This is a genomic window from Bordetella saccharivorans, from assembly GCF_045862855.1.
Taxonomy (GTDB): Bacteria; Pseudomonadota; Gammaproteobacteria; order Burkholderiales; family Burkholderiaceae_B; genus Bordetella_A; species Bordetella_A petrii_F.
In genome coordinates this window covers 1,137,221-1,163,267 of sequence record NZ_BAAFZO010000001.1, presented here as the reverse complement: position 1 = coordinate 1,163,267, position 26,047 = coordinate 1,137,221, and the positions used below count along the sequence as shown (strand labels likewise).

The window sequence follows — 26,047 nt, the reverse complement described above, 5'->3', positions numbered from 1 at the left end:
GGTAGGGCCGGGTCGATCAGGGGATGCCGTCCGCGCGTAGGCGGGCCGGCATCCCTACGGGCTCGCCGCCGGATTGGAGGGCGGGCCCGGATATGCGTGCCGGGCGGGGGCATGGCCGCCCGCCTGCATGGGCAGGATTGTAATGACTGTGTGGAGGTTCCCGGCGCGACCAGTCCGGGCAGCGGACACGAACGGGCTTGCCCGGGGCGGCGCTTCGAATACAATTGGATTCCGTTGGGATCCCACATGTATACAAATGGCGTATTCATCCAAGCCCCTGGAAAGCGTGTCCGAACGCACCTACCAGGCGGTCCTCGACAGCATCGTTTCGCGGCGCATCGGTCCGGGCGAAGTCCTGGAAGAAAGACGGCTGGCCGATGAGCTGGACGTATCCCGCACGCCCATGCGGGCCGCCCTGAACCGCCTGCTGGGCGAAGGCATCCTGGCCCGCCTGTCGAACGGCTCGGTCATCGTGAAGGCGTTCGGCGCCACCGAGCTGCTGGAATTCCTGCAGGTGCGCACGCTGCTCGAAGGCGAGGCGGCCGCGCTGGCCGCCGGCAGGATCCCGCCCGCGCGGCTGGAAGAAGTGCGCGAGCGGCTGCAGGCCATACTGGAACAGACCATGCTGACGGAGCAGCAGGACTGGTCATACGACAACGAAGTGCATAACCTCGTGGCCGAGCATTGCGGCAACCGCACCATGGCGGCCATGATCGCCGACGTGCGGCTGCGCGCCCGGCTGTGCAACGTAGAGCGGATCGCCGACCGCTGGCTGCTGGCGCGCCAGGAGCACCTCGCGATCCTCGACGCACTCGGGCGCGCCGATGCGGAAGCGGCGCGCGCCGCCATGGTGGCGCACCTGGCCAACGTGCGCCAGGCCTATCTCAAGACGCTCGGCTACCTGGGGCAATGATGCAGATGTCTTCCCCGCCCGGCGCCGTGCGCGCGACCCCGCTGACGCAGGAAGCGTTCGCGCCCTATGGCGATGTGCTCGAACACGCCGGGCCGGCGCGGCGCCGCTATGTCTCCACGCCCTATTCGGTGGCGGCCGACGGCCTGCAGCACAAGATGTGGATCTCGCGCGTCGAGCAGGCCCTCGCCAGCCCGGTCGGCGTGACCGCCCTCGAGCGCCACCTCCGTTCTGCCCAGACCTTCATTCCGCTGACGCACAGCCCGTACCTGGTCATCGTGGCGCCTTCGCTGCCCGACGGCTTGCCGGACCTGGCCCGGCTGCAGGCCTTCGTGGCGTCTGGCCGGCAAGGGGTGAGCTATGCCCCGGGCGTCTGGCACCACGGCCTGTCGGCCATGCGGGGCGGGGCCGAATTCGTGGTGGCCATGGCGGTGGCCGGCGACGGCGGCGACGACGAGTTCTGGTCGTTGCCCGCGCCGGTGCATGTGACGATTCCCGCAACCCTGCCCGAAGGAGCCTGACATGAGCCTGGCCGATGCGCTCGCGCGCGATTTCGTCGGATACGGCGCCAAGCCGCCCGATCCCAAGTGGCCGGGGCGGGCGCGCCTGGCATTGAATTTCTGCATCAACTACGAGGAGGGCGGCGAGCCGTCCGTGCCCGATGGCGATCCGGTGTCGGAAACCGGCCTGACGGAAGGCGGCGCGGGCGGTTTCGCTGGCCGCGACCTGGCGGCCGAATCGATGTTCGAGTATGGCAGCCGCGTGGGCTTCTGGCGCATCGCGCGGCTGCTGCGCGAGCGGCAGTTTCCCGCCACCCTGTTCGCCTGCGGGCTGGCCCTGGAACGCAACCCCGAGGTCTGTCGCGCCATCCGGGCAAGTGACTGGGACATCTGCGCGCATGGCTGGCGCTGGGAACGCCACCAGAACCTGGGCCTGGACGAGGAGCGCGAGCGCATCGCCCGCACCGTCCGCTCGATCCAGGCCAGCGTCGGCCAGCGCCCGCAAGGCTGGTACTGCCGCTACGGGCCCAGCCTCAATACGCGCCGGCTGGTGGTGGAGGAGGGCGGGTTCCTGTATGACTCCGACGCCTACAACGACGAGCTGCCCTATTACGTGCGGGTCGAGCAGCGCGCGCACCTGGTTGTGCCATATGGGCTGGTCCACAACGACGCCAAGTTCATCCGTGGCGCGCTGGCCACCGCCAACGATTTCTACGAATCCCTGCGGGACGCCTTCGACATGCTGTATCGCGAAGGCGCCGCGCAGCCGAAGATGATGTCGGTCGGGCTGCACCTGCGGCTGGCCGGGCATCCGGGCCGGGCGGCCGGGCTGGAACGTTTCCTGGATCACGTGGCCGCTCACCGGGACGTCTGGGTCTGCCGGCGCGCCGACCTGGCGCGCCACTGGCTCGCCACGCACCCGCCCACTGCTTGACGCGGGGCATTTCCACAACACACAAGAGCACCTGAGGAGAACACCATGATCACGTCATTTCGCGCCACCCGGAGGCGCTTGTTGGCCACTGCCGTCCTGCCGGCGTTGCTGGCCCTGGGGCCGGTCGCCGCGCATGGCGCCGCGTATCCGGAAAAACCGATACGGCTGGTCGTTCCCTTCGCGCCCGGCGGCGCGGCCGATACCCTGGCGCGCGCGCTGGCCAAGAACCTCGGCACACAGATTGCACAGCCCGTGGTCGTGGAAAACCGAGCCGGCGCGGGCGGCACCATCGGCACCGCGAGCGTGGCGCGCGCCGAAGCCGATGGCTATACGCTGCTGCTGGGCAACGTGTCCACGCTGGCGACCGCGTCCAGCCTGTACTCCAAACTGCCGTACGACCCGCGCCGCGATTTCACGCCCTTGACCCTGGTGGGGCGCAGCCCGCTGGTGTTCGCCGCCAGCACCAAGCTGCAAGCCGCGCGGCTGACCGACCTGATCGCCACCGCCAGCGCGAACCGAGGGGCGCTGAACTATGGCTCGTCCGGCGCCGGCAGCATCACCCACCTGACCGGCGAACTGCTCAATGCCCAGATGGGCAACGCGATGGTGCATGTGCCCTACAAGGGCAGCGCGCCGGTGCTGATGGCCATCATGTCCGGCGAGCTGGACCTGGGCGTGACCCAGGTGTCGGAAATGCTGCAGCAATATCGCGGCGGCCAAGTCAAGGCGCTGGCCATCACCGGCAGCCAGCGGTTATCCGTGATTCCCGACGTCCCCACCGCCAGTGAGCTGGGCGTCAAGGGGCTCGACGCCACGACCTGGTATGCGGTCGTGGGGCCGAAGGGCATCCCGCAGGAGGTGGTCGACGTGCTGCAGCCCATGCTGGCCAAGGCGCTCGACGATCCGCAGTTCCGCCAGCGCTATGCCGAAGAAGGCCTGCTGCTGGAGTCCTCCAGTCCCGCCGACCTGCAGGCCCTGATCGAGCGCGAAGTGCCCTTGTGGGCCGAGGTGGTCGGCCGGGCCGGCGTGAAGCTCGACTGAACCGCGGCCGGGGGGCGCGGCGCCAGCACGGGACACCGGCATGCATCTGCTTTTATGATGCCAGAGGTCTTTCTTCCATTGGTGGCACTGATGATCCGATTGATCCGCGCGCCCGACTTGTTGCTCGGCCAGCATTGGGCCAACCTGCTGCAGCAGGCGGGCATCGCCTGCCACGTGAGCGGCCGCTACCTGCAGGGAGCGGCGGGGGAGATCCCGGTCGACCAGTGCGGCCCCGACCTGTGGATCGAGAACGAGGACGAGCGCGCCGCCGCCATGCGCCTCATCGAGGGATATGCCGACGCGGCGCGCAACCTGCCGCACTGGCATTGCGATGCCTGCGGCGAATGGCTGGAGCCGCAATTCTCGACCTGCTGGCAATGCGGCGCTCCTTTTAGGGGGAACAGGCCCTAGCCGCCGTGGCGCGGCGCGTCGATGCCGGGGACGCCGCCGATGTGTTCCACCAGGAAATCGATCAGCAGCCGCACGCGGGCGATGCCGGCCCGTTCGGGAACGATCAGCATGTTCAGGGGCACTGGCGGCAGGCCGTAGCCCGGCAGCACCGGCTTGACCGCGCCGCTGGCCAGCAGGTCGCTCACCAGCCACTGGTGGGCGGCCGCGATGCCGCGCCCGGCTGCGATGGCTGCGCGCGCGGCCAGCCCGTGGTCGACCCGCAGCCGGCCGCCGATGGGCACCCGGTGTTCCTTGCCGTCCCGCCCCTGCAGCACCAGGCTGTCGCTGCCGGACACGTTCGACATGCGTATCCATTCGTGGCCGGCCAGGTCGGCCAGGCGCGTCGGCGTGCCGCGCGCCGCCAGATAGGCGGGCGCCGCCACCAGCAGGCGCCGCGATAGTCCCAGCGGCCGCAGCTTCAGCGAGCTGTCGCCGAGCGGGCCGAGACGCAGGGCGATGTCGACGCCTTCGCGCAGCAGGTCGATGCGTTCGTCGGTCAGGCCGAGGTCGACGCGTATGTCGGGGAAGCGGTCCTGGAACGCGAAGACTAGGCCGCTGACGTGCCGCACCCCGAAGGCCGCGGTGCATGACACGCGTACCGTCCCGGCGGGCGCGCCGCGTTCGCCCAGCGCTTCCTCGCCCGCCTGTTCGACCAGGCGCAGGATCTGCACGCAATGGGCGTAGTAGCGCGCGCCTTCGTCGGTCACCGTGACGCGGCGCGTGGTGCGGCTCAACAGCGCGACGCCGAGCGCTTGTTCCAGTTCTTTCAACTGGCGGGAGACGGTCGATTGCCCCACGGCCAGCTCGCGCGCCACGGCGGACAGGCTGCCGCGTTCAGCCACACGGACAAAGGCGCGCATGCGGTCCAGCGTGATGTCGGATTTATCCATAATTCAGCAAAATCATATCCATTGCGGATATCTACCGGATTGATGGCGGGCTGTCTACGCTTGAGGCCTGAATGTTTACCCCGGAGGATTGCCGATCATGAAAGTATTGCTGGTCTTTGCCCACCCCGAGCGCCGGTCGCTGAACGGCGCCCTGCGCGACGCCGCCGTCGATGAACTCGTGTCGCACGGCCACGAAGTGCGCGTGTCCGACCTGTACGCGGACGGCTGGAAAGCCCAGGTCGACCGTCTCGACTTCCCGCAACTGGGCGCGGCCGAGCGCCTGCAGCCCAGCCGCGCATCCAAGCAGGCCTACGCCGCCGACACCCTGACCGCCGACGTCAAGGCAGAACACGACAAACTGCGCTGGGCCGATACCCTGCTGCTGCAATTCCCGCTCTGGTGGTTCACCATGCCGGCGATCCTGAAAGGCTGGGTGGACCGCGTCTACTCGTACGGCTTTGCCTATGGCGTGGGCGAGCACAACGACACTCGCTGGGGCGACCGGTACGGCGAAGGCGTCTTCGCCGGCAAGCGCGCCATGCTGATCGTGACCACCGGCGGCTGGCAGGAACATTATTCGCCGCGCGGCATCAACGGCCCGATCGAGGACCTGCTGTTCCCCATCAATCACGGCATCCTGCACTACCCTGGCTATGACGTGCTGCCGCCGTTCGTGGCCTACAAGGTCGATCGCATGGACGAGGCCGCGTTCGCCGCGACGGCGCAGGCGCTGCGCGAACGGATGCGCGCCCTGGCAACCACGCCGCCGATTCCCTACCGGAAACAGAATGGCGGCGACTATTTCATTCCCAGCATGGAGCTGCGCCCGGAATTCGGCGGGCGCAGCGCGGGCGGCTTCGCGCTGCACGTGCGCGAGTGACACCGGCGATGGTCCAGCGAGCAATGGCGCCGCGCCCCGCCCGGGCGCGCCGTTTCAGCCGGCCCGCGCCAGCACCTGCTCGAGCTTGTCCAGGAACTGCGGCCAGCCCGCCCGGGCGCCGCCGTAGGCCTGTTTCTGGTCTGGCCCGAAGCCGGACTGCTCGACGCGCAGCCGCGTGCCGGCGGTCGTCGGCGCCAGGGTGAAGGTCACCACGCTGCGCAGGTTGTAGGCCGGGTCCTCGTTCGGGAAATTCCAGGTATAGGACAGCGTCGTGGGCGGCTCGACGGCGAGCACTTCGCAGTCCAGGGTGCCGCCCCAATCGCCGTTCAGATTGAAGCGGTGGCCCACCACCGGCTGGAAATCGTTCTTCATCAGCCATTCCGCGATCAGGTGCGGCTGCGTCAAGGCGCGCCAGATTTTTTCCGGCGGATGCGGAATCTCGCGCTCGACCACCACGGAACGCGCTTCGGTATTGGCATTGCTCATTGGTCCATCCTTTTCAACAGGTCTTCGAGAGCATCGAACCGGTTCTCCCAGAACGCGGTCATCTGGCTGGCCCAGTCCACCAGCGGGGCCAGTGCGCCCGGCCGGGCGCTGTAGTGCGTCGACCGGCCGGCGCGGCGATCCCGCACCAGGCCGGCCCGCTTCAGCACGGCCAGGTGCTTGGAGACCGCCGGCTGGGATATCCCGGACGGCGCGGTGAGGGCGACCACCGTCTGCTCGCCTTCGCGGCAGAGGCGTTCGAAAATCGCCCGCCGGGTCGGGTCGGCCAGGGTGCGGAACAGGAGGTCGGGCGGTTGGGGCATGTAATTAATAACCAGAAAGTTATGGGTTAACCATAACTCATGAGTTATCAATTGGTCAAGAGAAGGGGGCCCGGCGCACCGGCGGGCCCGGCGCGAAGTCACGCAGCGAGGACTCTTCAGGGCGTGTCGCGCGCGCCCGGGTAGCGGGCCAGCAATTGTCCGACCAGCGCGGGGTCGCTGTCGCGCGCGGTGGGCAGTCGCCGTCGGGCGGCCACGCCGTCGGCGGCGAGGATGTCGGCCATGATGAGGTCCGGCCCGCTGCCGGCGCGCGCCAGCTCGCGGCCGCAGGCATCCAGGATGCGGGAGCCGCCCCAGAAATCGGCGTCGCCGCGCTGGCCGCAGTGGTTGGCGAAAACGGTCGGCAATCCGTAGGTCAGCGCGGTATGCAGCAGGTTGATCTCCCAGCCGCGCGGGTTGTCGAAGCCGTCGCCGACCGCGCCGCGCGCCGACGCCGCTGGTACCAGCATGAGGTTGGCGCCGCCCAGCGCCGCCAGCCACGGCAAGGCCGGATTCCAGTGATCGGCGCAGATCAGCGTCGCCGCCTGCCAATCGTCGCCAAGCGCCTGGATGCGCAGCTGCTCTCCCTTGGCATAGACGCGGTCTTCGCGCAGCGTGCCGTAGCCGGGCAGGTAGAGCTTGCGATGCACGGCCTGCAGGCGGCCGTGCGCGAGGAAAGCCTGCGCGTTGTAGTAGCGTCCGTCGTTGCCCCGTTCGATGAAACCGGCCGAAATTGCCATGCCGCCGCCTGTCCGGGCCAACTGGTCGAGAACCGGGGCGTCGCGCCCCAGCGCCAGCGCGGCGCAATCAGGCGCTGGCAGATAATCGGTCAGCGACAGTTCCGGGAACACCAGCAGGTCGGCTCCCGCGTGGCGGGCCTGTTCGGCCATGCGCAGGTGAATGAGCAGGTTGGCTTGCAAGTCGCCCGGGATGCAGGCGATCTGTCCGACGGCGACTTTCAGGCGGGCGGCCATGGGTTGCTCCCGAGCTACCAAGATTGCGCCTTGATGAACCCGGCCGCGACGTCTTCGACGCTCTTCTTGTCCACATCGACCGCGGCGTTGAGACGGGCCATGACCGTGTCGTCGAGTTTCGCCGACAGCTTGTTCAGCGATTCCGCCAGCCCCGGGTGCTGGTCGATAGCCGCCTGCCGCACGACTGGCGTCAGCGCATAGTTCGGGAAATGGCCTTTGTCGTCCGCCAGCGTGACGAAATCGAAGGCCTGCACGCGACCGTCCGTTGCGAAGACCAGCCCGACGTCGATCTGTCCATCGCGCAGCGCCTGGTACACCAGGCCGCTGTCCATGCGCACGATGTTCGCCCGGCCGAATTCGAATCCATACGTGGCCTGCAGCGGCCGCAGCCCGTCGGAGCGAGCGTAGAACTCGGCATTGCTGCCGAACTTGAGAGGCTCACCGCTGCTGACCTTGGCGGCCAAGTCGGACAGCGACTTGATGCCCTTTGCCTGCGCATCGGCGCGGCGCATGGCAAACGCATAGGTATTGTTGGCCTTGGACGGGCTGAGCCACACCAGTCCTTTCGTGGCATCGAGCTGCTTGACCTTTTCGTAGGTCGCCCTGGCATCAAGCCGCTCCTTGATCTTGTTGAAGGTGACGAGGGAAGTGCCGGTGTATTCCCAGTAGACGTCGATCTGGCCGGCTTCCTGCGCCTGGCGCAGTGCCGCCGACCCCAGGCCGACTCGCTTGTCCACGGTAAAGCCATTGCCGGCCAGGTACTGCGTGGTCATCTCCGCCAAGATCTGTTGTTCTGTGAAATTCTTGCCGCCAACGACGACCGCCTGGGCTTGCGCGGACAGCGACAGCGCCGCGCCGGCAAGCGTGGCCGCGATGCGAAGGGCACGTTTGAGCATGGTCTTGATCCCCCTGTTGTTGATGCAGGCCGCGCGGTCAGCGCAGCGGATTGACCCCTTTCGGGATGAGCCAGAACTGGACCTGGCCGATGAGAAAATCGACGGCAACGGCCAGCAGGGCGGTCGGAATGGCGCCCGCCAGGAGCATGCCGGGTTCCATGAGGTCGATCCCCGTGAAAATCAGCTCGCCCAGGCCGCCGCCGCCGATCAGGAACGCCAGCGGCGCCGTTCCCACATTGATCGCCAGCGCGGTACGGATGCCGGCGAACATCACATACAGGGCATTCGGCAACTCGACGCGCCAGAGGATCTGCGCGCGGGTCATGCCCATGGCCTCGGCTGCCTCGACGAGATGGGCGGGCACGGCCCGCAGGCCTTCGAAGGTGTTGACGGCGACCGGCAGCAGGGTGGCCACCCACAGCCCGAAGATCGCCGAGGGCGCGCCCAGCCCGACGAAACTCATCGCCAGCGCCAGCAGCGCAAGCTTGGGAATCGCCTGCCCGATATTCAGCAGCTGCAGTATCGGCTGCGTGAACCGGTACATGGCGGGGCGGCTCATCCAGATGCCCAGCGGAATCGCCACGACCAACGCCAGGCTGCTCGAGATCGCGACGAGCTGCATATGCTGGATAGACAGGTAGACGACGTCTTCGCGATAGGCTCCCATGGCGGTCCACACGCCTGCATGGGCCGAATACGCCACGGATATCAGCAGCGCGGCGCAAGCGAGGATCAGGCCCTTGCGTGTCATGCCTGCCTCGCGGTCGCCTGGTGTTCCGTCAGCCTGGCCAGGATGTCAGACTGCAGCACGACGCCGAGGCAGCGCCGGTCGTCATCGACGCACGCCGCCCAGGTGGTGCGGCTCGCCAACTGGGCCGACAGCACGTGCCGCAGGTCATCCGCGGGGCGCACCCGCAGAGGCACCGCGCCGATGATCCGGCCATCGCGATCCGTCTCCAGCGGCACGCCGGCCGCCCCGGCATCGCGGCGCACGATACTGTGCGCCTGCATCAGCCGCAGCCGCTTCAGGATGCGGTCGCTGCCCATGAAATCCGCGACGAAGTCCGTGGCGGGACGGGCCAGCAGGTCGTCTGGCGATCCGAATTGTTCGATCCGGCCAGCCCGGAACAGGGCGACGCAGTCGGCCATCTTGACTGCCTCGTCGATATCGTGGCTGACGAACAGCACCGTCTTGCGGACCTGCCGCTGGATGCGCATGAACTCGTCCTGGATGGCATCGCGGTTGATCGGGTCGATCGCGCCGAAGGGTTCGTCCATCAGCATGACAGGCGGGTCGGCGGCCAGCGCCCGGGCCACGCCGACGCGCTGCTGCTGGCCGCCCGACAGTTCGCGCGGATAGCGCTTCAGGAACATGGCCGGGTCGAGCGCGACGATCTCCAGCAGTTCGGCGGCGCGCCGGCGGCTTTTCTGCTTGTCCCATCCCAGCAGGTTGGGGACGACGCAGATGTTGTCTTCGACCGTCATGTTCGGGAACAGGCCGACTTGCTGGATGACATAGCCGATGGAGCGTCGCAGCGTGACCGAGTCCAGCTCGGCCGTGTCGCGGCCGGCGATCCGCACCCGGCCCGACGTGGGCTCGATCAGACGGTTGATCATTTTCAGCGTCGTCGTCTTGCCGCAGCCTGAAGGGCCGAGCAGCACGCAGACTTGGCCTTCTTCGACTTCGAACGAGACGTCCTCGACCGCCGTGATGGCGCCGTATCGCTTGCAGAGGTTCTGGATCTGGATCATGCAATGGCTTCCTTGCGGCTGGCGCGCGCCGGCTGACGCAGGCCCTCGGGCGTCAGCGCGCCTTGAAGCCAGTGCAGCAGGTAGTCCGCGGCCACCGCGATGATGCTGATGAGCAGGGCGCCGGCCAGCAGCTGGCGCGAATCGGATTGCGAAATGCCGCGGCTGATCAGGGCGCCCAATCCGCCGGCGCCGATGTAGGTGGCGATGGCCGCGATGCCGATATTGATGACCACGGCCACGCGTACACCGGCCATGATGAGCGGAACGGCGATGGGCAGTTCAACCTTCCAGAGGCGTTGCCATGACGACATGCCCATGCCGTACGCGGCTTCGCGCAGGGCCGGATCGACGTTGGAAATCGCCGTGGTGGTGTTGCGGATGATCGGCAACTGCGAATACAGGAACAGCGCGATGATCGCCGGGACCATGCCGATACCCTGCCCGATGAGCGAAAGCGGGGGAATCATCAGGCCGAACAGCGCGACCGACGGTATGGTCATCACGATCGCGGCGACGGCCAGCACTACGCGCGCGCCGCGTTCGTGCTGGGATATTGCGATTCCGATCGGCACGCCGGTAAGCACGGCGAGCCCGACGGCCACCGATACGATGCCCAGGTGCTGCAGCGTCAGCGAGCCGATCAACGGCAAGTTCTCGCCGATGAAGCGAAGCGTCTCCATTTGCGTCTCCTCCCCTCGGGTGGGGTTTGGGGGGGATGATGCTATAAGAGGCGCCCCGGGGTGAACCGATGGCCCGACAGACTATATCAAGAATCCGACATCATGCGCCGGGCGCCGGCCTGCCCAGCCCCTTGCCGCGTAGTCTGGAGCGCCGGGCGGTTGTTCAGCGATTGTCGGATTTCCGACGTTCGTCGCCGGGCGTATGGCCGTGGGCGTTGCGGTAGGCGCTGCCCAGGTGCGAAGCCGAGACGAACCCGCAGCGCAGCGCGATCGACGAGATCGATTCCGTGCTTTCCTTGAGCAGCCGGCGCGCCTCGTTCAACCGCACGGCCAGGTAAAAGCGCTGGGGCGTCATGCCGAAGTGATGGTGCCACAGGCGTTCGAGCTGTCGCAGGGACAGGTTGCAGCGCTTGGCGATATCCTCGATGGCGACTAGATGCTCAAGGTTTTCCTCCATGCAGGCGATTGCCGCGGTGATGCGGGAATCGTTCACGCCATAGCGCCATTGGATCGCCATGCGCTGGTGCTCGTGCGGGCCGCGGATGCGGCTGTGCAGGAACTGCTCGGCCACGTCGGCCGCCAGCTGGCCCCCGTAGTCGCTGGATATCTGGTCGAGCATCAGGTCTATCGCCGCGGTGCCGCCGGCGCAGGTCCAGCGGGTGCGGTCGCGCACGTACAGTTCACGGCAGACTTGTATGGTAGGGAACTCTTCGGCGAACTGCCGCAGCGATTCCCAATGCAGCGTGCATTGGTGGCCGGAAAGCAGGCCGGCACGCGCCAGCACGAAGGTGCCGGTGCTCAGGGCCCCGAGCGTGGTCCCGGTTGCGGCAAGCCTTTGCAGGAAGCGATTGACGCGCGCATCGTGCAGCTTCTCGATTCTCAGGCTGGCCACGATGAACAGGCGATCTATTGGCGGCGCATCGTCGATTGACGTGGTCTGCAGTTCGAATCCGCTGCTGGAAGATACGCCGCCTTGCTCGGGCGACAGCAGATGCCAGGTGTAGAGCTGGCGGTCGGCGAGCCGGTTGGCCGCGCGCAGGGGCTCGATGGCGGATGCGAGCGCCATCAGGGAGAACTCGGGAAAGATCAGCAGGCCGATGCGCCGTGGCGTGGCAGAGGCCGGGGCTGCGCTGTCCGCGATTCCGGTCGTCGTCGCTGACGAATTTCCCATAGTGCTCCTTTCTGCATTGCCAGTGCCGGTGGCCCGTGTCGAAGTTGGTGTATAGCAGAAAGGCGGCGCGTCCGGCCACTGCCGCGGCGGCGCCGGCGGGCGCCGCCGCGCTTGCGCGCCTCAGGCGCAGTGCGCGCGGATTCCCTGGTCGATCTGACCGATCATGTAGCGGAACACGGGATGCCCGGATGCCATCTGCTGGCCGTGCTCCATATCCTCGATCAGCAGCGGCCGGTCCTGCTTCTGGCCGGGATAGGCATGGTGCAGCCGGATCGACTCGCCCGGCATGTGCAGGGTATTGCGCGCGCCGTGAATGATCAGCGCGGGCGGGAAGCGGCCGGCGGCGGCGCCCAGCCCGGCTTCCGGGTCGAAGCCGATGCCTTCCTTGTAGGATCTCGCGCTCACGTAGGCGCAACCGGGCCAGCGTTCGACGCCTTCGGCATCCGTGTACCCCCCCAGTTGGCGGTCGACATAAGCCTGCGTGGCGGGATCGAGCGGGTAGTAGCCGAGCCGCGTCGCCTCCGTGCCGGTATCGAACGGCGGAATGCCGTCGTCATCGGCCAACCGCATGAGCGCCGCGTGGGCGGCGGCCTTGTCGGCGCGCAGGTCCTGCAGCGCCGCGATGCGCGTGTAGTTCATCGGCACATAGAAGGGCACTTGTTCGGCGCCCGAGCGGGCCAGTTCGGCGACCGCCGCCAGGCTGGCCACCGATCCCATCGCCCAGGAAGCGACGACCGGCATGCGTCCAAAGCGCTGTTGTGTCCAGGATACCGCGGCCAGGACTTCGATCTTCTGGTCCTCGAGGTCGACATCGGTAATCGTGCGGCCGTCGCGCCGGAAGGTATTGCGCACATCCTTGTTCTTGAAGAAGCCCGCCACGTCGTACGTCATGACGCGGTAGCCATGCTCGGCCAGCGCCTTGCCGACCAATTGCCCGTACATGCTGGCGCCGCCGGTAAAGCCGGAGTTGAACACGACCGGTGGCAGTTCGGGTTGCGCGCCGCCGGAATCGGCGGGACGCAGCACGCGTCCGCGCAGTTGCAGGACGCCATCGCGGTACGGAACGGGAAAGGCAATGTCTTCTTCGATGATGTTCATCATGGTTTTGCTCGCAGTGTTTCAACGAGAGGAGGGAAAGAGGTCGGGGCACGCCCCGCGCAGCAGGGTCTCCGCGGCGAGGCCTGTCCGCGTGGCGGCGGCCGCGGCGAGCCGCGCCGAGAAATCGAGCGCGGCCAGGGCAGTGAAGCGGTCCGCATAGGCGCTGCCCCGTGCCGCGCGGCCCACGTGGGGGGCATCGCTGGCCTCCAGGAGCAATCTGCCAGGGCCGACCCGTTCGATGATGCGTGTCGCGAACGGCGCGACTACTGCCGGATCGGTCGCGGTGCGGTAGCCTGGGCCCTTGAAATAGACATTGCCGCGCCGGCGAGCTTCGTCGAGCAATTCGGCATAGGCCGGTTCGTCGGCGCCGCGCTCGGCGTGGCAGGTGCCCAGGTGGTCTATCAGCACGCGCGCGAGCGGCGGCAACTGGCGCAGGACTTTCAGGTTGGTTTGCGCATGCTGCGCATAGATATGCACGTGCTGGTCGCCACGCAATCGGTGGAACAGGGTTTGCCAGTCCGGCCCTGTGTATGCATCGTCGCGAATGGCATCGGCAGGGGTATCGTGCAGGACGATGCGCACGCCCTGTACTTGCGGGTGGGCGAGGCGCTGCGCCGTGGCGTAGGCCGGGTCGGCCAGAATGGTGCCTACCAGCCGGATACCGCCGTAGCGGCCCGGATCGCGCCGCTGCAATTGCGCCAGTTCGGCGAACGACGCGAATACGTGGCTGGAATCCGGCAAGATGCTCAGGTGCACATTGTTGAGCAGCGCCATGCGCACTCCGGCGCCGATCAGCCGGTCGAGATAGCCGCCCAGCGAGTGCGGCGCGGGCAGCGCATAGGGAAGCCGGGTTCCGGCGCGTTGCAAGTCCCGCAGGGTAAAGAAATGCACGTGGGCATCGATTCGTGGCGTGGAGGTCGTCATGGCCGACAGCTCATCAGAACGACACGAAGATATACGTTTCCCTTTCTTGCTCCCTCCGACCAAAGCGACAACTCATATCAAGCAGTCGCCATGCCGATGATGGGGGGCTGGCCGCCCCCTAGCGGCGGGGTCGCCGCGCCTCGCCGGGCCGCGCGCCGGCGTCGATCGCTTCCTGCAGGCATTCCATGAACACGCCGGCCAGCGCCGGTTCCGCCTGCGACTGCGCGTGCAGCACATGGCTCTCGAAGAACGTGGCCGGTTCGAAGGGCAGGCTCTTGACGGTGGGCAACTGCAGGCTGGAAACGACCAGTGGGTTGACGACACTGACGCCCAGGCCCATGCCGACCATCGTGCAGATGGTGACCGCGTAGGGAGTTTCCAGCGTCAGGCGGCGGCGGTCCGGCACGAAGGCGGCGTCGACGATGGCGCGGGTGCCGTCGCCATGGTTGAGCGAAATGAACTCTTCGCCGTCCAGGTCGCGGCTGGTGATGCGGCGCTTGCGCGCCAGCCGGTGGCCGGCGGATACGATGCACACGCCTTGCTCGCGATGCCACAGGCGGGCTTGCACGCCCGGCACGTCGGAAAGGTAAGACACCAGGCCCACATCGCAGAAGCGCGTGGCCGTCCACTTGGCGACGGTGGGCGAATCGCTGGTATGCACGGCGATGGGAACTTGTGGATGCCGCTGGCGGAACAGCCGGATGCCCAGCGGGATGACGCTCATCGCCAGCGAGGGCACCACGCCGATGCGCAGCGTGCCCGCGCCTTGCTGGCGGATGGCGCGCACCGCGTCGCGCAGGCTGTCCAGGCCGACGAACGAGCGCTCCACCTCGCGCAACAGGAATTCCGCCTCGGCGGTCGGTTCGATGCGGCCGGATTGCCGCGTGAACAGGCGCAGGCCGGTAGCGGCCTCGAGCTGCGCGATCACGCGGCTGACATTGGGCTGCGACGTATGCAGCTGTGCCGCGGCCACCGTCATGGAACGCGTCAGCATGACGGCGCGGAAAGTCTCGATCTGCTTGAAGTTCATGGCGGCGGAGGCGCTTGGTGGCGGGCGTGGCGGCGCGGCGAAAAAGGCCATATCAAAACCGTATTGATTCTACAAAACAAATGATTTGACCGTATATAGGGGGCTTTCCATACTGCCTGCAGTCGACGCCGGCAAACGGCGCGCATGAGGATGAAGGACACCTGCATCATGGAATCGAAAGTCAGCCGGCGGCTGCGACAGGCCACCGCGCCGGAAATCTGCGAGTACATCTACGAGCCGCGCCTGGCGCGCGAGTTCGCCAGCGGTTTCGCGTATCTCACCCAGATCAACCAGGCCCACTTGCTGATGCTGCGCCAGGCCGGCTTGCTGGCGCCGCAAGCCGCCACGCAACTGGCGCGCGTGCTGCGGCAAATGGAGCGCGAAGGGCCCGCCGCGGTGCCGCTGGATCCGCAGCGCGAAGACGCCTACTTCAACTACGAGGCGCGCCTGATCGAGCTGGCCGGCGTGGAGGCGGGCGGCCGTCTGCACATTGCGCGCAGCCGCAACGATATCCTGGCCACCCACGACCGCCTGCGGGCGCGCGATGCCAGCCTGGCATTGATGGACGCCGTCTGCGACGCCTGGCAATGCGCGCTCGACGGCGCCCGCGAGCACGCCGGGGTGGTCATGCCGGGCTATACGCACTTGCAAGCCGCCCAGCCCATTACCTATGGCTACTACCTGGCGGCGGTCGCGGAGACCCTGGGGCGCGACCTGGCCCGGCTGGAAACCGCCTTGGCGGGGCTGGAGGCCTGCCCGCTGGGCGCCGGCGCCCTGGCCGGCACGGCCTTCCCGATCCAGCGCGAAGAAACGGCGCGCCTGCTCGGCTTCGCCGCCTGCACGGGCAATGCGCTGGATTCGGTCGCCTCGCGCGACTTCGCCTGGGAGCTGCTGGCGGCGATGACGGTCGCGGCCGTGACCTGGAGCCGGGTGGCGCAGGACTTCTATGTCTGGTCGACGCCCGAGTTCGGCCTGGTCGAGTTTCCCGACAGCGTGGCCGGCACTTCGAGCATCATGCCGCAGAAGAAAAACCCCGTCGTGCTGGAATACCTGAAGGGCAAGGCCGGGCACATGATCGGCCTGCAGGCCGCGGCGCTCAGCAGCGTGAAAGAGTCCAACTTCACGCATACCGGCCATGGCAATCGCGAGAGCATGCGCAGCTTCTGGGAGGCGGCGCAGGAATGCGAGCGCGGCGCCCGGCTGTTCGGCCTGGTGCTGGGCGCCGCGCGGCCGCTGCGCGCGCGCATGGAGGCGCGGGCGCGGCAGGATTTCTCCATGGCCACCGACCTGGCCGACGCGTTGGTCCGCCAGGCCGATGTGTCGTTCCGGCAGGCCCACCATATCGTCGGCGCGGTGGTGCGCCAGGCGCTGGACCAGGGCCTGCCGGCCGACGCGATCACGGCGCAGATGATCGATGCCGCCGGTCGCGAGCAGCTTGGCCGGCCCATGGGCCTGGACCCGCAAACCGTCGCGCGCTGCCTCGATCCGGTGGCCGGCGTGGCGGCCCGGGCGGTCGCCGGCGGGCCGGCGCCGGAGCGGGTCGCGGCGCGGGCGCGCGAGCAGGACGAAGCGCTGCGGGCGGCGCGCCAACGGCTGGCGGCGCGCCGCGCGGCCCTGGCGCAGGCCGCCCAATCCCGCGAGCAGGCATTGGAGGCCCTGGCCGCCGGCTGAAGGCGGCCGTTCAACCACGCAACATCAAACAAGGGGAATCATCATGAAAGCCATCATCCGCATGTTGTCGATTGCCGTACTGTCCGTCGCCGCCGCCGGCGCGCAGGCAGGCGCGTACCCGGACCGCCCCATCCGCCTGGTCGTGCCGTTCCCGCCGGGCGGCACCACCGACCTGCTCGGCCGCGTATTCGCGGAGCGCCTGGCCGATAGCCTGGGACGGCAGGTGGTGGTCGAGAACCGGCCGGGCGCGGGCGGCGTCATCGGCTCGGACGTGGTGGCCAAGGCGCCGGCCGACGGTTATACCTTGCTGTTCGGCACGGTCGGTACCCAATCCATCAACGGCTCGCTGTACAAGCAGCTGCCTTTCGATATCGACAAGGACTTCACGCCCCTGGGCCTGTTCGCCGGCGTGCCCAACATCCTGGTGGTGAACCCGGCCGTGCCGGCCAACAACGTGCAGGAACTGATCGCCTATGCCCGACAGAATCCGGGCAAGCTGAACATGGGGTCGGCCGGCAACGGCACCACCAACCACCTGTCGGGCGAGCTGTTCAAGTCGATGGCCCAGGTCGACATCATGCACGTGCCCTACAAGGGCAGCGGCCCGGCCATGGCCGACCTGCTGTCCAACCAGCTGCAGCTGATGTTCGACAACTTCCCCGGGTCTCTGCCGTACGTGAAGGCCGGTAAATTGCGCGCCCTGGCCGTCACCAGCCAGACCCGCGCCCCGCAACTGCCCGACGTGCCCACCATGGACGAAGCCGGCGTCAAGGGCTATGTGGCCGACGTCTGGTTCGGCGTGGTGGGCCCGCGCGGCATGCCGCAGGACATCGTCGACCGCCTGTCGGCCGAGATGATGCGCATGGGCAAGGATGCGACACTGCAGGCCAGGCTGGTGCAGTTGGGCGCCGCGTCGCTATCGGGCACGCCCGAGGAGTTCGCCGGCCGCATCCGCGCGGATGCCGAAAAGTGGGCGGTGCTGGTGCGCGCCTCCGGGGCCACGGTCGATTGAGCCGCGCGCGACAGGCAGTGTTTTTATTGGTGGGCTATTGTGCCTTGGCAATCTCGCCGCTGACTTGTTGCAATACGCTTACGAACCGTAGCGCCGCCGCCGACAAAGAGCGCCGCTTCTTCATCAAGATGCCGATCTCGCGGGTGGCGACCGGCGCATGCAGGGCCACGCTGCGCAGGCGCGCCGTGTCCATCAGGCGCAGCGCCAGTTGCGGCACCGCCGCCACGCCTACCCCGGCGGCCACCATCGCTCCCACGACCGAAATATTGTCGGCCACGTAGTTCGCTTCCGCGACGCGGCCCGAGGCAGCCAGTATCCGGTCCGTCACCACCCGGATGCTGCTGGCCGGCCCGCTGGCCACGAACGGCCGGCTCGCGAACACGCTCCAGTCCACTTTCTTCTTGCGCGCCAGCGGGTCGTCGATGGGGCAGATCAGGACGAACTTCTCCTTCAGCAGCAGGGCGAACTCGACATCCGCGGGCTGGCCGGCGATCTCGACGGAAATGCCCAGGTCCGCCTTGCCTTCGGCCACGGCCTGGGTCACCTGGCGTGCCGAGGCCGCCTGGATCACCAGACGGATGTGCGGATGCGATCGTTGCAGCGCCTGGGCGACCGGGGGCAGCACGGCGGCCGCCACCGACGGCAGGGCCCAGATGTTGACGCTGCCGCGCCGGCCGGCGATGAATTCGGACAGGTCGCTGAGCGAATCGCGGAACTCGGACAGCATGCGCTGGGCGATCGGCACCAGTTCCGCGCCGGCATCGGTAAGCGCCACACCGTGCTTGTCGCGGTCGAACAGCCGGGCATTGAGCTTCTGCTCGGCCGCCTGGATGCGCCGGCTGAGGGCCGGCTGCGAGACGTGCGCCTGCTCGGCCGCCATGCGGAAATTGCGCGTCTCCGCCACCAGCAGCACGGCTTCCAGTTCGGAGATGGTGAGGGTTAGCCGCGGGCTTGCCATGGTAATGCACAAAAGTTATCACCGAGATATGAATATATCATTTTGAACATTAGGCATCCTTGCGCATACTGCCTGCAAGCGCTGCGTCGCCAGTGGGGCGGGCGCGGCCGTACGGAGACAAGCATGAACGAGCCGCACAGGCGCCTGCGCGTCGGAGTCGGGGCCGGCATGGCCGACGACCGCATCGGCCCGGCGCTGCAGTTGCTGGAACAGTGCGACCTGGACTATCTGGTGTGCGAATGCCTGGCCGAGCGCACCATCGCCAGGGAAACCCTGTCGCGCCGCCACGATGGCGCGCGCGGCTACAACCCGATGCTGGAAGAACGCATGCGCGCCTTCCTGCCGCTGTGCCGGCGCAAGGGGGTGCGGCTGGTGTCCAACATGGGCGCGGCCAATCCGGCCGGCGCCGCGCAGGCGGCCCTGGAGATCGGCCGCGAACAGGGCTGGCGCGACCTGCAATGCGCGGCGGTGGTGGGCGACGACGTGATCGACCGCGTGCGCACGCATCCGGAACTGCAGTTGATGGACCGTGGCCTGCCGCTGGAGCACATCCTGCCCCGGCTGGCCTCGGCCAATGCCTACCTGGGCGCCGACGTCGTGCGCGACGCCCTGGCCACCGGCGCCCACGTGGTGATGACCGGCCGCGTGGCCGACCCCTCGCTGTTCCTGGGCGTGGCGCTGCACCACCACCAATGGGCCTATGACGACCTGCCGCGCGTGGCGGCCGGCACGATCATGGGTCACTTGCTGGAATGCTCGGCCCAGGTCACCGGCGGCTATTTCGCCGACCCGGGCAAGAAAGACGTGCCGCGCCTGGCCGAGCTGCCTTACCCCTATGCCGACCTGTACCCCGACGGCGAACTGTTCATCGGCAAGCCGGACGGCTCCGGCGGCCGGCTGGACCGCATGACCTGCACCGAGCAGGCGCTGTACGAGATCCACGATCCCGACGCCTACATCACGCCGGATTGCGTGCTGAGCCTGGACGGCCTGCATTTCGAGGCGCTGTCGCCGGACCGCGTGGCCGTGCGGGGCATCCATGCCCGGCCGCGCACCGACAGCTACAAAGTGGTGGTGGGCTACTTCGACGGCTGGATCGGCACCGGCGAAGTGGCCTACGCCGGTGTCAACGCGGTGGCGCGCGCGCAGCTGGCGGCCGAGACGGTGAAAGAGCGCTTCCGGCTCGATGGCGGCGTCGCCAGCGAAATCCAGGTCGACCTGATCGGCGTCACCAGCCTGCACGGCAGCCATCCGGCGGCGCTGGCCGGCCAACCCTATGAAGTGCGGCTGCGCGTGGCGGCGCGCTGCCCCGACAAGAAGAGCGCCCACCTGCTGGGCGATCATGTGCGGCAACTGAACATGCAGGGGCCTTACGGCGCGGGCGGCCCGGTCAACCTGGGCGCCAAGGAAATCATCGCCGTGGACGCGGTGCTGATCCCGCGCAACTGGGTCGTCCCGCAAGTGATCATGGCGGGGGCATAGCGATGGGCATCCTGGTCTACGAACTGGCGCATGCGCGCGCCGGCGACAAGGGCAATACTTCCAGCATCGCCGTCATTGCCTACGACGATGCCGGCTGGCAGGTGCTGCGCCAGCAACTGACCGCCGCGCGCGTCGAGCAGGCCTTCGCCCACCTGGGGGCGGGGGCGGTCAGGCGCTACGAGGTGGCCAGCCTGAAGGCGCTGAATTTCGTCATTCCCAATGTGCTGGCCGGCGGCGTGACGCGTTCCTTGCGGCTCGACCCGCATGGCAAGTCGCTGAGCGCGCTGATGCTGGGCATCGAACTGCCCGGCGGCGCCGCGCAATCCTGAGAGGCCGATATGTATCCTCCCGCAGAACCCTTGCCCACCGAGATATTCGCCCGCCTGCCGGAATCGCTGTACCTGACGGACCAGCCGTCCACCTGGCTGGCCGCGCGCCATGTGAAGATGCACTCGTTCCTGGAGGGGCCGGCCTTCGACCGCGCCGGCAACCTCTGGTGCGTGGACCTGGCGCACGGCCGCATCCTGCGGGTGGACCCGGCCGGCAACTTCGAGGTGGTGGTGCGCTACGAGGGCGAACCCAACGGCCTGAAGATCCACCAGGACGGGCGCATCTTCGTGGCCGATCATCTGCACGGCCTGATGCTGGTCGACCCCGCGGCCCGCACCATCCGGCCCTACCTGCAGCACGTGCAGCGCGAAGGGCTGCGCGGCCTGAACGACTTGTTCTTCGCCGCCAACGGCGACCTGTACTTCACCGACCAGGGCGAGAGCGCGCTGGAAAACCCCACCGGCCGCGTGTTCCGCCTGCGCGCCGACGGCAAGACCGTGGACCTGCTGATGGACGGCCTGGCCGGCCCCAACGGGCTGGTGCTGAACCGGGCGGAGAACGTGCTGTACGTCGCCATCACGCACGACAACGCCATCTACGCCCTGCGCCTGGAGCCCGGCGGCGCCATGAAGAAGGCCAGCCGCTTCATCCAGTTGTCGGGCAGCACCGCCGGCCCCGACGGCCTGGCGCTGGACGAGGCCGGCAACCTCGCCATCGTGCATGCCCAGGCCGGCACGGTGTGGCTGTTCAGCCCACTGGGCGAGCCGCTGTACCGCATCCGTTCCTGCGCCGGCCTGCGGACCACCAACGTCGCGTTCGGCGGCGACGACGGGCGCAGCCTGTACATCACCGAAGCGGAGCAGGGCGTCATCCTGCGCGCGCGCCTGCCGCATCCCGGCAAGCCGATGTATTCCCACATGCCAAGCACAGCACATCCTCAGGAGACAACATCATGAAGCTGCACCGCTTGATCGCCGGCCTGGCCCTCGGCCTGGCCACGGCGGCCGCCGTCCAGGCGGCCACCACCTGGCCCGCGCGCCCCATCCGCCTGATCGCCACCTATGGCCCCGGCAGCTCCATCGACATCATCGCCCGCCTGGTGGCCAAGCCGCTGTCCGAGCAACTGGGCCAGCCCGTGATCGTCGAGAACAAGCCGGGCGCCGGCGGCGACCTGGGCACCGACATCGTCGCCAAGGCCGACAAGGACGGCTACACCATCGGCTTCGCCTCCGCCGGACCCATTACCGTCAACCCGAACGCGCGGTCCCGGATGCCCTACGACTCCATGAAGGACCTGGCGCCGGTCGCCCTGATCGCCACCGGCCCCAACGTCATCCTGGTCAATCCGTCGCTGCCGGTACAGAACCTGCAGGAACTGATCGCCTACATCAAGGCCAACCCCGACAAGGTCAGCTTCGCGTCGGCCGGCGTCGGCACCAGCGGCCACATCGCCGGCGAGCTGTTCCAGCACCTGTCGAAGACCCGCATCCTGCACGTGCCCTACAAGGGCAACAGCGAGGCCATCACCGACACGCTGGGCGGCCGCACCCAGATCGTCATCAGCGGCGTGCCGCCGATCCTGTCGTTCGTGAAATCCGGCCAGCTGCGCGCCATCGCGGTCGCCGACGCGAAGCGCTCGCCGCTGCTGCCCGACGTGCCCACGGTGGCCGAGGCCGGTCTGCCGGGCGCCGAGAGCGTGGCCTGGTATGGCATCGTGGCGCCGGCCGGCACGCCCACCGAGATCCTGGACCGCCTGCACCACGAAATCGCCAAGGCGGTGGCCAGCCCCGACGTGCAGGCGAAGTTCGCCAGCCTGGGCATCGTGGCGGCCTCGGACAGCCGCGCCGCGTTCGGCCAGCGCATACGCGACGAGTTCGAGCGCTTCAAGGCGCTGTTCAAGCAGATCAACCTGGTCATGGATTGACGCGGCCATGTCTCGCACCGTACTGATTACCGGCGCCAGCGGCCTGGTGGGCACCGCGGCGGTCGATTCGTTCCTGAACGCGGGCTGGGATGTGGTCGCGGTTTCGCGGCGCCGTCCCGAAGTCTTCAGCGAGCGGCCGTTCACGCACTTGCCCGTCGACCTGCAGGACGCCGCCGCCTGCCAGGCCGCCTTCGGGCGCTTGCCGCAAGTGAGCCACGTGGTCTACGCCGCGGTCTACGAAAAGCCGACCCTGATCGCCGGCTGGCGGGACCCGGAACAAATGGCCACCAACCTGGCCATGATCAAGAACGTGATCGAGCCGCTGGCCCGCGCGGCGCACCTGCGGCATGTCACGCTGCTGCAGGGCACCAAGGCGTACGGCGTCCACCTGCATCCCATCCGCATCCCCGCGCGCGAGCGCGAGCCGCGCGACGACCATCCGAATTCATACTGGTTCCAGGAAGACTACATCCGCGAGCAGGCCGGCCAACACGGCTTCGGCTGGACCATTTTCCGTCCCGCCATCGTGCTGGGGCCCAACGTGGGCGTGGCCATGAACACCATCCCGGTCATCGGCGTGTATGCCGCGCTGTGCCGGGAAGAGGGCAGGGCGTTCAGCTATCCCGGCCACATCCCGTACCCGCGCGAAGCGGTGGACGCGCGCCTGATCGGCGACGCCGCCGTCTGGGCGGCCGGCAACCCGCGCGCCTGGGGTGAGCACTACAACCTGACCAACGGCGAAGTCTTCAGCTGGCGCGATCTGTGGCCTGGCCTGGCCGCCTTGCTGCAAGTCGAGCCGGGCCCGGACCAGCCCCTGTGCCTGGCCGAGTACCTGCCCAGCCGCGCGGCGCTGTGGGCGCAGATCGTCAAGAAGCACGGGCTGCGGCCGCTCGGCATGGAGGAACTGCTGGGCCAGTCGCATTACTCGGCCGACGCGCGATTCGGCTATGGCCTGCGCGCCGCGCCCGCGCCCGCCTTCGTCAGCACCGTGAAGATCAAGCAGGCGGGCTTCACGCAGGTCTACGACACCGAAGAATGCGTACACCATTGGCTGCGGGTGCTGGCCGACCGCAAGATCATCCCGGCGCCGGGCGCCTGAGCATGGCCTCCTGCCGGCCCTGGGCCTGGCGCGCGCCGCCCTGGATATGGGCGTCGCCCCACGCCTTCAGCGCATGGATGACCGGGGCCAGCGTCTGGCCGTACTTGCTCAGGCGGTACTCCACCTTGGGCGGCACCTCGGGATAGACCTTGCGGGTGATCAGGCCGTCGCCTTCCAGCTCGCGCAGCTGGTTGGTGAGCATGCGCTGGGTGATGCTGGGCAGCAGGCGGCGCAGTTCGTTGAAGCGCAGTACCTGTTCGGTGAGCAGGCGGTACAGGATGACGCCTTTCCACTTGCCGCCGATCAGGTTGAGCGTGGCCTCGACCGTGCAACCGGCGGCGCAGGTGAAGGATTGATGCGGGGTGCGGGCCATGACAGTACCTTTTTCGACACTATATGCAAAATATGTGCGTTCTTACCAAAACCGGCAATAACGGCAAAAATGGCATCCATTATTCACTGAATGGAGCACGCCATGAAAGCCGTCGGTTTCAACCAACCGCTACCGATTGCCGATCCCCGCGCCCTGGTCGACCTCGACCTGCCCGACCCTGACTACGGCGAACACGACCTGCTGGTCGAAGTGCAGGCTATCGCCGTCAATCCCGTCGATACCAAGGTGCGCGCGTCCGCGCAGCCCGCCGCCGGCGCCTGGCGCGTTCCGGGCTGGGATGCCGTGGGCCGCGTACGCGCGGTCGGTGCCCGCGTGACGGGATTCAAGCCCGGCGACCGGGTGTTCTATGCGGGCGCGATCGACCGGCAGGGCTCTTGCGCCGAGCTGCAGGCGGTGGACGCGCGCATCGCCGCCCATGCGCCGGCCACGCTCGGCGACGAACAGGCCGCGGCGCTGCCGCTCACCGCGCTGACCGCCTGGGAGACCTTGTTCGACCGCTTGCGGGTCGGGCAGCCCGTGGCGGGCGCGGCCGATGCCATCGTGGTGATCGGCGGGGCCGGCGGCGTCGGCTCCATCACCATCCAGCTGGCGCGCGCCCTGACCGGCCTGACCGTCATCGCGACCGCCTCGCGGCCGGAGAGCGTCGCATGGGTCACCAGGCTGGGCGCCCATCACGTCATCGACCACCGCCAGCCGCTGGCCCCGCAGGTCGAAGCCCTGGGCCTGGGCGCGCCGGCCTTCGTCTTTTCCACTACGCATACCGACCGCTACCTCGGCGACATCGCGGCGCTGATCGCCCCGCAGGGGCGCATCGCGCTCATCGACGACCCGAAGTCGCTCGACATCTTGCCGCTCAAGCGCAAGAGCCTGTCGATCCATTGGGAATTCATGTTCACCCGGCCGCTGCTGGGAACCGCCGACATCGCCCGCCAGCAGGAGATCCTGCGCGAGGTGGCCGGGCTGGCCGACCAGGGCAAGATCGCCTCGACCCATGCCCAGTCGCTGGGGACGATCAACGCGCACAACCTGCGCCAGGCCCATGCGCTGCTGGAGAGCGGCCAGGCTATCGGCAAGATCACGCTGGCCGGGTTCGCGCCGCAATAGCCGGGCACAAGGCCGAAGCCCGCGCCCTGTTGCCGGGTTCGCAACAGGGCGCGGGCCGCGAACGACCACGGGACATCCTCCCGCGGCCGGTAGCGCCTGGCGGCCGGCTCAGTCCTCGAGGAAATCCAGCAGGTCCTGATTGAAGCGCGCCTTGTGGGTGTCGGTCAGGCCATGCGGCGCGCCGGGGTAGACGATCAGCTTCGCCCCCTTGATCTGCGCGGCCGACGCCTTGCCGGAAATGTCGAGCGGCACGATCTGGTCGTCATCGCCGTGGATCACCAAGGTGGGCACGTCGAACTTCTTCAGGTCCGCGCGGAAATCCGTGGCCGAGAAGGCGGCGATGGAGTCGTAGGTGTTCTTGTGGCCGGCCTGCATGCCCTGCGCCCACCAGCTGTTGACCAGGCCTTGCGAGACCTTGGCGCCGGGACGGTTGAAGCCGTAGAACGGGCCGGACGCGAGGTCCAGGTACAGCTGCGAGCGGTTCTCCAGCGAGGCCTTGCGGATGCCGTCGAAGACTTCCAGCGGCAGCCCGTTCGGATTGTCCGCCGTGCGCAGCATCAACGGCGGCACGGCGCTGACCAGCACGGCCTTCTTGATCCGGCTGGTGCCGTGGCGGCCGATATAGCGCGCCACTTCGCCGCCGCCGGTGGAAAACCCCACCGCGGTGACATCCTTCACGTCGAGGGCGGTGATCACGGCGGCGAGATCGTCGGCGTAGTGGTCCATGTCGTTGCCGTCCCAGGGCTGGCTGGACCGTCCATGACCGCGCCGGTCGTGGGCGATCACCCGGTAGCCATGGTCGGCCAGGAAGATCATCTGCGATTCCCAGCTATCCGAACTGAGCGGCCATCCGTGGCTGAGGGTGACGACCGGGCCATCCTTCGGGCCCCAGTCCTTGTAGTACAGGCGCACGCCGTCGGCCGTGACGATGTAGTTGCCGTCTACCGTGGCGCGCGCGGCGATTTGCGCGGGCGAGGCGGGTTGCGAGGCGTGCTCGGCGGCGCCGGCTTGCAGGGAAGCCGCCAGCAGGCCGGCGGCGATGGTGCGGGTGGTGGTTTTCATGGCAGTAACTCCTGAGTTGCGTAGAGGACGGGGAAGGGTTTCCGAATCAGTGGGCTGGCCGGGCGGGTGGACCCGGTA

At 68.1% G+C, this 26,047-nt stretch carries 29 protein-coding genes; 14 read left to right on the top strand and 15 right to left on the bottom strand.

What is annotated here, in order from left to right:
- Positions 1-256: 256 nt before the first annotated feature.
- The 5 genes from ACKTT0_RS05570 to ACKTT0_RS05550 all read left to right on the top strand — a co-directional run bounded on the left by ACKTT0_RS05570 (position 257) and on the right by ACKTT0_RS05550 (position 3,796).
- Positions 257-913 (top strand): GntR family transcriptional regulator, encoded by a 657-nt coding sequence (locus ACKTT0_RS05570; protein WP_407848800.1) that lies wholly within the window; start codon positions 257-259, stop codon positions 911-913.
- Between the two features lie 5 nt (positions 914-918).
- Positions 919-1,431: an ureidoglycolate lyase gene (locus tag ACKTT0_RS05565; RefSeq protein WP_407848799.1), complete on the top strand. Its 513-nt coding sequence runs from the start codon at positions 919-921 to the stop codon at positions 1,429-1,431.
- A gap of 1 nt (position 1,432) precedes the next feature.
- Positions 1,433-2,344: an allantoinase PuuE gene (locus ACKTT0_RS05560; RefSeq protein WP_407848797.1), complete on the top strand. Its 912-nt coding sequence runs from the start codon at positions 1,433-1,435 to the stop codon at positions 2,342-2,344.
- Between the two features lie 45 nt (positions 2,345-2,389).
- Positions 2,390-3,385 carry a Bug family tripartite tricarboxylate transporter substrate binding protein gene (locus ACKTT0_RS05555; protein ID WP_407848795.1) on the top strand — a complete coding sequence of 332 codons (996 nt, stop codon included), beginning with the start codon at positions 2,390-2,392 and terminating at the stop codon, positions 3,383-3,385.
- 90 nt (positions 3,386-3,475) lie between these two features.
- Positions 3,476-3,796, top strand: coding sequence for a putative signal transducing protein (locus ACKTT0_RS05550; RefSeq protein WP_407848794.1), 321 nt, complete (start codon positions 3,476-3,478; stop codon positions 3,794-3,796).
- On the opposite strand, the gene ACKTT0_RS05545 is transcribed toward ACKTT0_RS05550, so the two are convergent.
- The gene (locus ACKTT0_RS05545) at positions 3,793-4,725 is read right to left on the bottom strand and encodes a LysR family transcriptional regulator (RefSeq protein ID WP_407848792.1); all 933 of its coding nucleotides are present in this window, start codon (positions 4,723-4,725) and stop codon (positions 3,793-3,795) included. The genes ACKTT0_RS05550 and ACKTT0_RS05545 overlap by 4 nt on opposite strands.
- A 97-nt stretch (positions 4,726-4,822) precedes the next feature.
- Here ACKTT0_RS05545 and ACKTT0_RS05540 point away from each other — a divergent pair, with 97 nt between their 5' ends.
- Positions 4,823-5,605 (top strand): NAD(P)H-dependent oxidoreductase, encoded by a 783-nt coding sequence (locus tag ACKTT0_RS05540; RefSeq protein WP_407848790.1) that lies wholly within the window; start codon positions 4,823-4,825, stop codon positions 5,603-5,605.
- A 54-nt stretch (positions 5,606-5,659) separates the two neighbouring features.
- Here the strand turns inward: ACKTT0_RS05540 and ACKTT0_RS05535 are convergent, their stop codons facing one another.
- The 11 genes from ACKTT0_RS05535 to ACKTT0_RS05485 form a co-directional block, all read right to left on the bottom strand.
- Positions 5,660-6,091 (bottom strand): SRPBCC family protein, encoded by a 432-nt coding sequence (locus tag ACKTT0_RS05535; protein ID WP_407848788.1) that lies wholly within the window; start codon positions 6,089-6,091, stop codon positions 5,660-5,662.
- Positions 6,088-6,411 carry an ArsR/SmtB family transcription factor gene (locus ACKTT0_RS05530; RefSeq protein ID WP_407848786.1) on the bottom strand — a complete coding sequence of 108 codons (324 nt, stop codon included), beginning with the start codon at positions 6,409-6,411 and terminating at the stop codon, positions 6,088-6,090. Before ACKTT0_RS05530 ends, ACKTT0_RS05535 begins: the two co-directional genes overlap by 4 nt.
- Positions 6,412-6,527: 116 nt before the next feature.
- Positions 6,528-7,382: a nitrilase-related carbon-nitrogen hydrolase gene (locus ACKTT0_RS05525; protein WP_407848785.1), complete on the bottom strand. Its 855-nt coding sequence runs from the start codon at positions 7,380-7,382 to the stop codon at positions 6,528-6,530.
- Positions 7,383-7,396: 14 nt separating this feature from the next.
- Positions 7,397-8,278 (bottom strand): glycine betaine ABC transporter substrate-binding protein, encoded by an 882-nt coding sequence (locus ACKTT0_RS05520; protein ID WP_407848783.1) that lies wholly within the window; start codon positions 8,276-8,278, stop codon positions 7,397-7,399.
- Positions 8,279-8,315: 37 nt separating this feature from the next.
- Positions 8,316-9,029, bottom strand: a complete 714-nt coding sequence (locus ACKTT0_RS05515) for an ABC transporter permease (RefSeq protein ID WP_407848781.1) — start codon at positions 9,027-9,029, stop codon at positions 8,316-8,318.
- Positions 9,026-10,030 (bottom strand): ABC transporter ATP-binding protein, encoded by a 1,005-nt coding sequence (locus ACKTT0_RS05510; RefSeq protein ID WP_407848780.1) that lies wholly within the window; start codon positions 10,028-10,030, stop codon positions 9,026-9,028. Before ACKTT0_RS05510 ends, ACKTT0_RS05515 begins: the two co-directional genes overlap by 4 nt.
- The gene (locus ACKTT0_RS05505) at positions 10,027-10,710 is read right to left on the bottom strand and encodes an ABC transporter permease (RefSeq protein WP_028352898.1); all 684 of its coding nucleotides are present in this window, start codon (positions 10,708-10,710) and stop codon (positions 10,027-10,029) included. The genes ACKTT0_RS05510 and ACKTT0_RS05505 overlap by 4 nt, the downstream gene beginning before the upstream one ends.
- 163 nt (positions 10,711-10,873) lie before the next feature.
- Positions 10,874-11,881 (bottom strand): GlxA family transcriptional regulator, encoded by a 1,008-nt coding sequence (locus ACKTT0_RS05500; protein ID WP_081760312.1) that lies wholly within the window; start codon positions 11,879-11,881, stop codon positions 10,874-10,876.
- A 120-nt stretch (positions 11,882-12,001) separates the two neighbouring features.
- Positions 12,002-12,982, bottom strand: a complete 981-nt coding sequence (locus ACKTT0_RS05495; protein ID WP_407848777.1) for an alpha/beta hydrolase family protein — start codon at positions 12,980-12,982, stop codon at positions 12,002-12,004.
- A gap of 18 nt (positions 12,983-13,000) precedes the next feature.
- Entirely contained in the window at positions 13,001-13,903 is a 903-nt protein-coding gene (locus ACKTT0_RS05490; RefSeq protein ID WP_407848776.1) for an amidohydrolase family protein, read from the bottom strand.
- Positions 13,904-14,021: 118 nt separating this feature from the next.
- The gene (locus ACKTT0_RS05485) at positions 14,022-14,933 is read right to left on the bottom strand and encodes a LysR family transcriptional regulator (protein WP_407848775.1); all 912 of its coding nucleotides are present in this window, start codon (positions 14,931-14,933) and stop codon (positions 14,022-14,024) included.
- A gap of 168 nt (positions 14,934-15,101) precedes the next feature.
- Here ACKTT0_RS05485 and argH point away from each other — a divergent pair, with 168 nt between their 5' ends.
- Together argH and ACKTT0_RS05475 are read left to right on the top strand one after the other, a co-directional pair.
- Positions 15,102-16,604 (top strand): argininosuccinate lyase, encoded by a 1,503-nt coding sequence (gene argH / locus ACKTT0_RS05480; RefSeq protein ID WP_407848773.1) that lies wholly within the window; start codon positions 15,102-15,104, stop codon positions 16,602-16,604.
- A 43-nt stretch (positions 16,605-16,647) separates the two neighbouring features.
- Positions 16,648-17,616 (top strand): Bug family tripartite tricarboxylate transporter substrate binding protein, encoded by a 969-nt coding sequence (locus ACKTT0_RS05475; RefSeq protein ID WP_407848772.1) that lies wholly within the window; start codon positions 16,648-16,650, stop codon positions 17,614-17,616.
- 34 nt (positions 17,617-17,650) lie between these two features.
- Here ACKTT0_RS05475 and ACKTT0_RS05470 read toward each other — a convergent pair whose 3' ends face one another.
- Positions 17,651-18,574 (bottom strand): LysR substrate-binding domain-containing protein, encoded by a 924-nt coding sequence (locus ACKTT0_RS05470; protein ID WP_407848771.1) that lies wholly within the window; start codon positions 18,572-18,574, stop codon positions 17,651-17,653.
- 123 nt (positions 18,575-18,697) lie between these two features.
- On the opposite strand from ACKTT0_RS05470, the gene ACKTT0_RS05465 reads away from it, so the two are divergent.
- From ACKTT0_RS05465 to ACKTT0_RS05445, 5 genes are read left to right on the top strand one after another with little or no spacing between them, the layout of a single operon-like run.
- The gene (locus ACKTT0_RS05465; RefSeq protein WP_407848770.1) at positions 18,698-20,056 is read left to right on the top strand and encodes an acyclic terpene utilization AtuA family protein; all 1,359 of its coding nucleotides are present in this window, start codon (positions 18,698-18,700) and stop codon (positions 20,054-20,056) included.
- A gap of 2 nt (positions 20,057-20,058) precedes the next feature.
- Positions 20,059-20,385, top strand: a complete 327-nt coding sequence (locus tag ACKTT0_RS05460; protein ID WP_028352890.1) for an AtuA-related protein — start codon at positions 20,059-20,061, stop codon at positions 20,383-20,385.
- A 9-nt stretch (positions 20,386-20,394) separates the two neighbouring features.
- The gene (locus ACKTT0_RS05455) at positions 20,395-21,342 is read left to right on the top strand and encodes an SMP-30/gluconolactonase/LRE family protein (protein ID WP_094807780.1); all 948 of its coding nucleotides are present in this window, start codon (positions 20,395-20,397) and stop codon (positions 21,340-21,342) included.
- On the top strand, positions 21,339-22,310 hold the full coding sequence (locus ACKTT0_RS05450) for a tripartite tricarboxylate transporter substrate binding protein (protein ID WP_407848769.1): 972 nt from the start codon (positions 21,339-21,341) through the stop codon (positions 22,308-22,310). Before ACKTT0_RS05455 ends, ACKTT0_RS05450 begins: the two co-directional genes overlap by 4 nt.
- 7 nt (positions 22,311-22,317) lie before the next feature.
- Positions 22,318-23,409, top strand: a complete 1,092-nt coding sequence (locus ACKTT0_RS05445) for an SDR family oxidoreductase (RefSeq protein ID WP_407848768.1) — start codon at positions 22,318-22,320, stop codon at positions 23,407-23,409.
- On the opposite strand, the gene ACKTT0_RS05440 is transcribed toward ACKTT0_RS05445, so the two are convergent.
- Positions 23,387-23,782 (bottom strand): winged helix-turn-helix transcriptional regulator, encoded by a 396-nt coding sequence (locus ACKTT0_RS05440; RefSeq protein ID WP_407848766.1) that lies wholly within the window; start codon positions 23,780-23,782, stop codon positions 23,387-23,389. The genes ACKTT0_RS05445 and ACKTT0_RS05440 overlap by 23 nt on opposite strands.
- Before the next feature lie 102 nt (positions 23,783-23,884).
- Between ACKTT0_RS05440 and ACKTT0_RS05435 the strand changes: the two genes are divergently transcribed.
- Positions 23,885-24,907, top strand: a complete 1,023-nt coding sequence (locus ACKTT0_RS05435) for a zinc-binding alcohol dehydrogenase family protein (protein WP_407848765.1) — start codon at positions 23,885-23,887, stop codon at positions 24,905-24,907.
- Between the two features lie 108 nt (positions 24,908-25,015).
- On the opposite strand, the gene ACKTT0_RS05430 is transcribed toward ACKTT0_RS05435, so the two are convergent.
- The gene (locus ACKTT0_RS05430) at positions 25,016-25,969 is read right to left on the bottom strand and encodes an alpha/beta fold hydrolase (RefSeq protein WP_028352886.1); all 954 of its coding nucleotides are present in this window, start codon (positions 25,967-25,969) and stop codon (positions 25,016-25,018) included.
- Between the last annotated feature and the right edge of the window lie 78 nt (positions 25,970-26,047).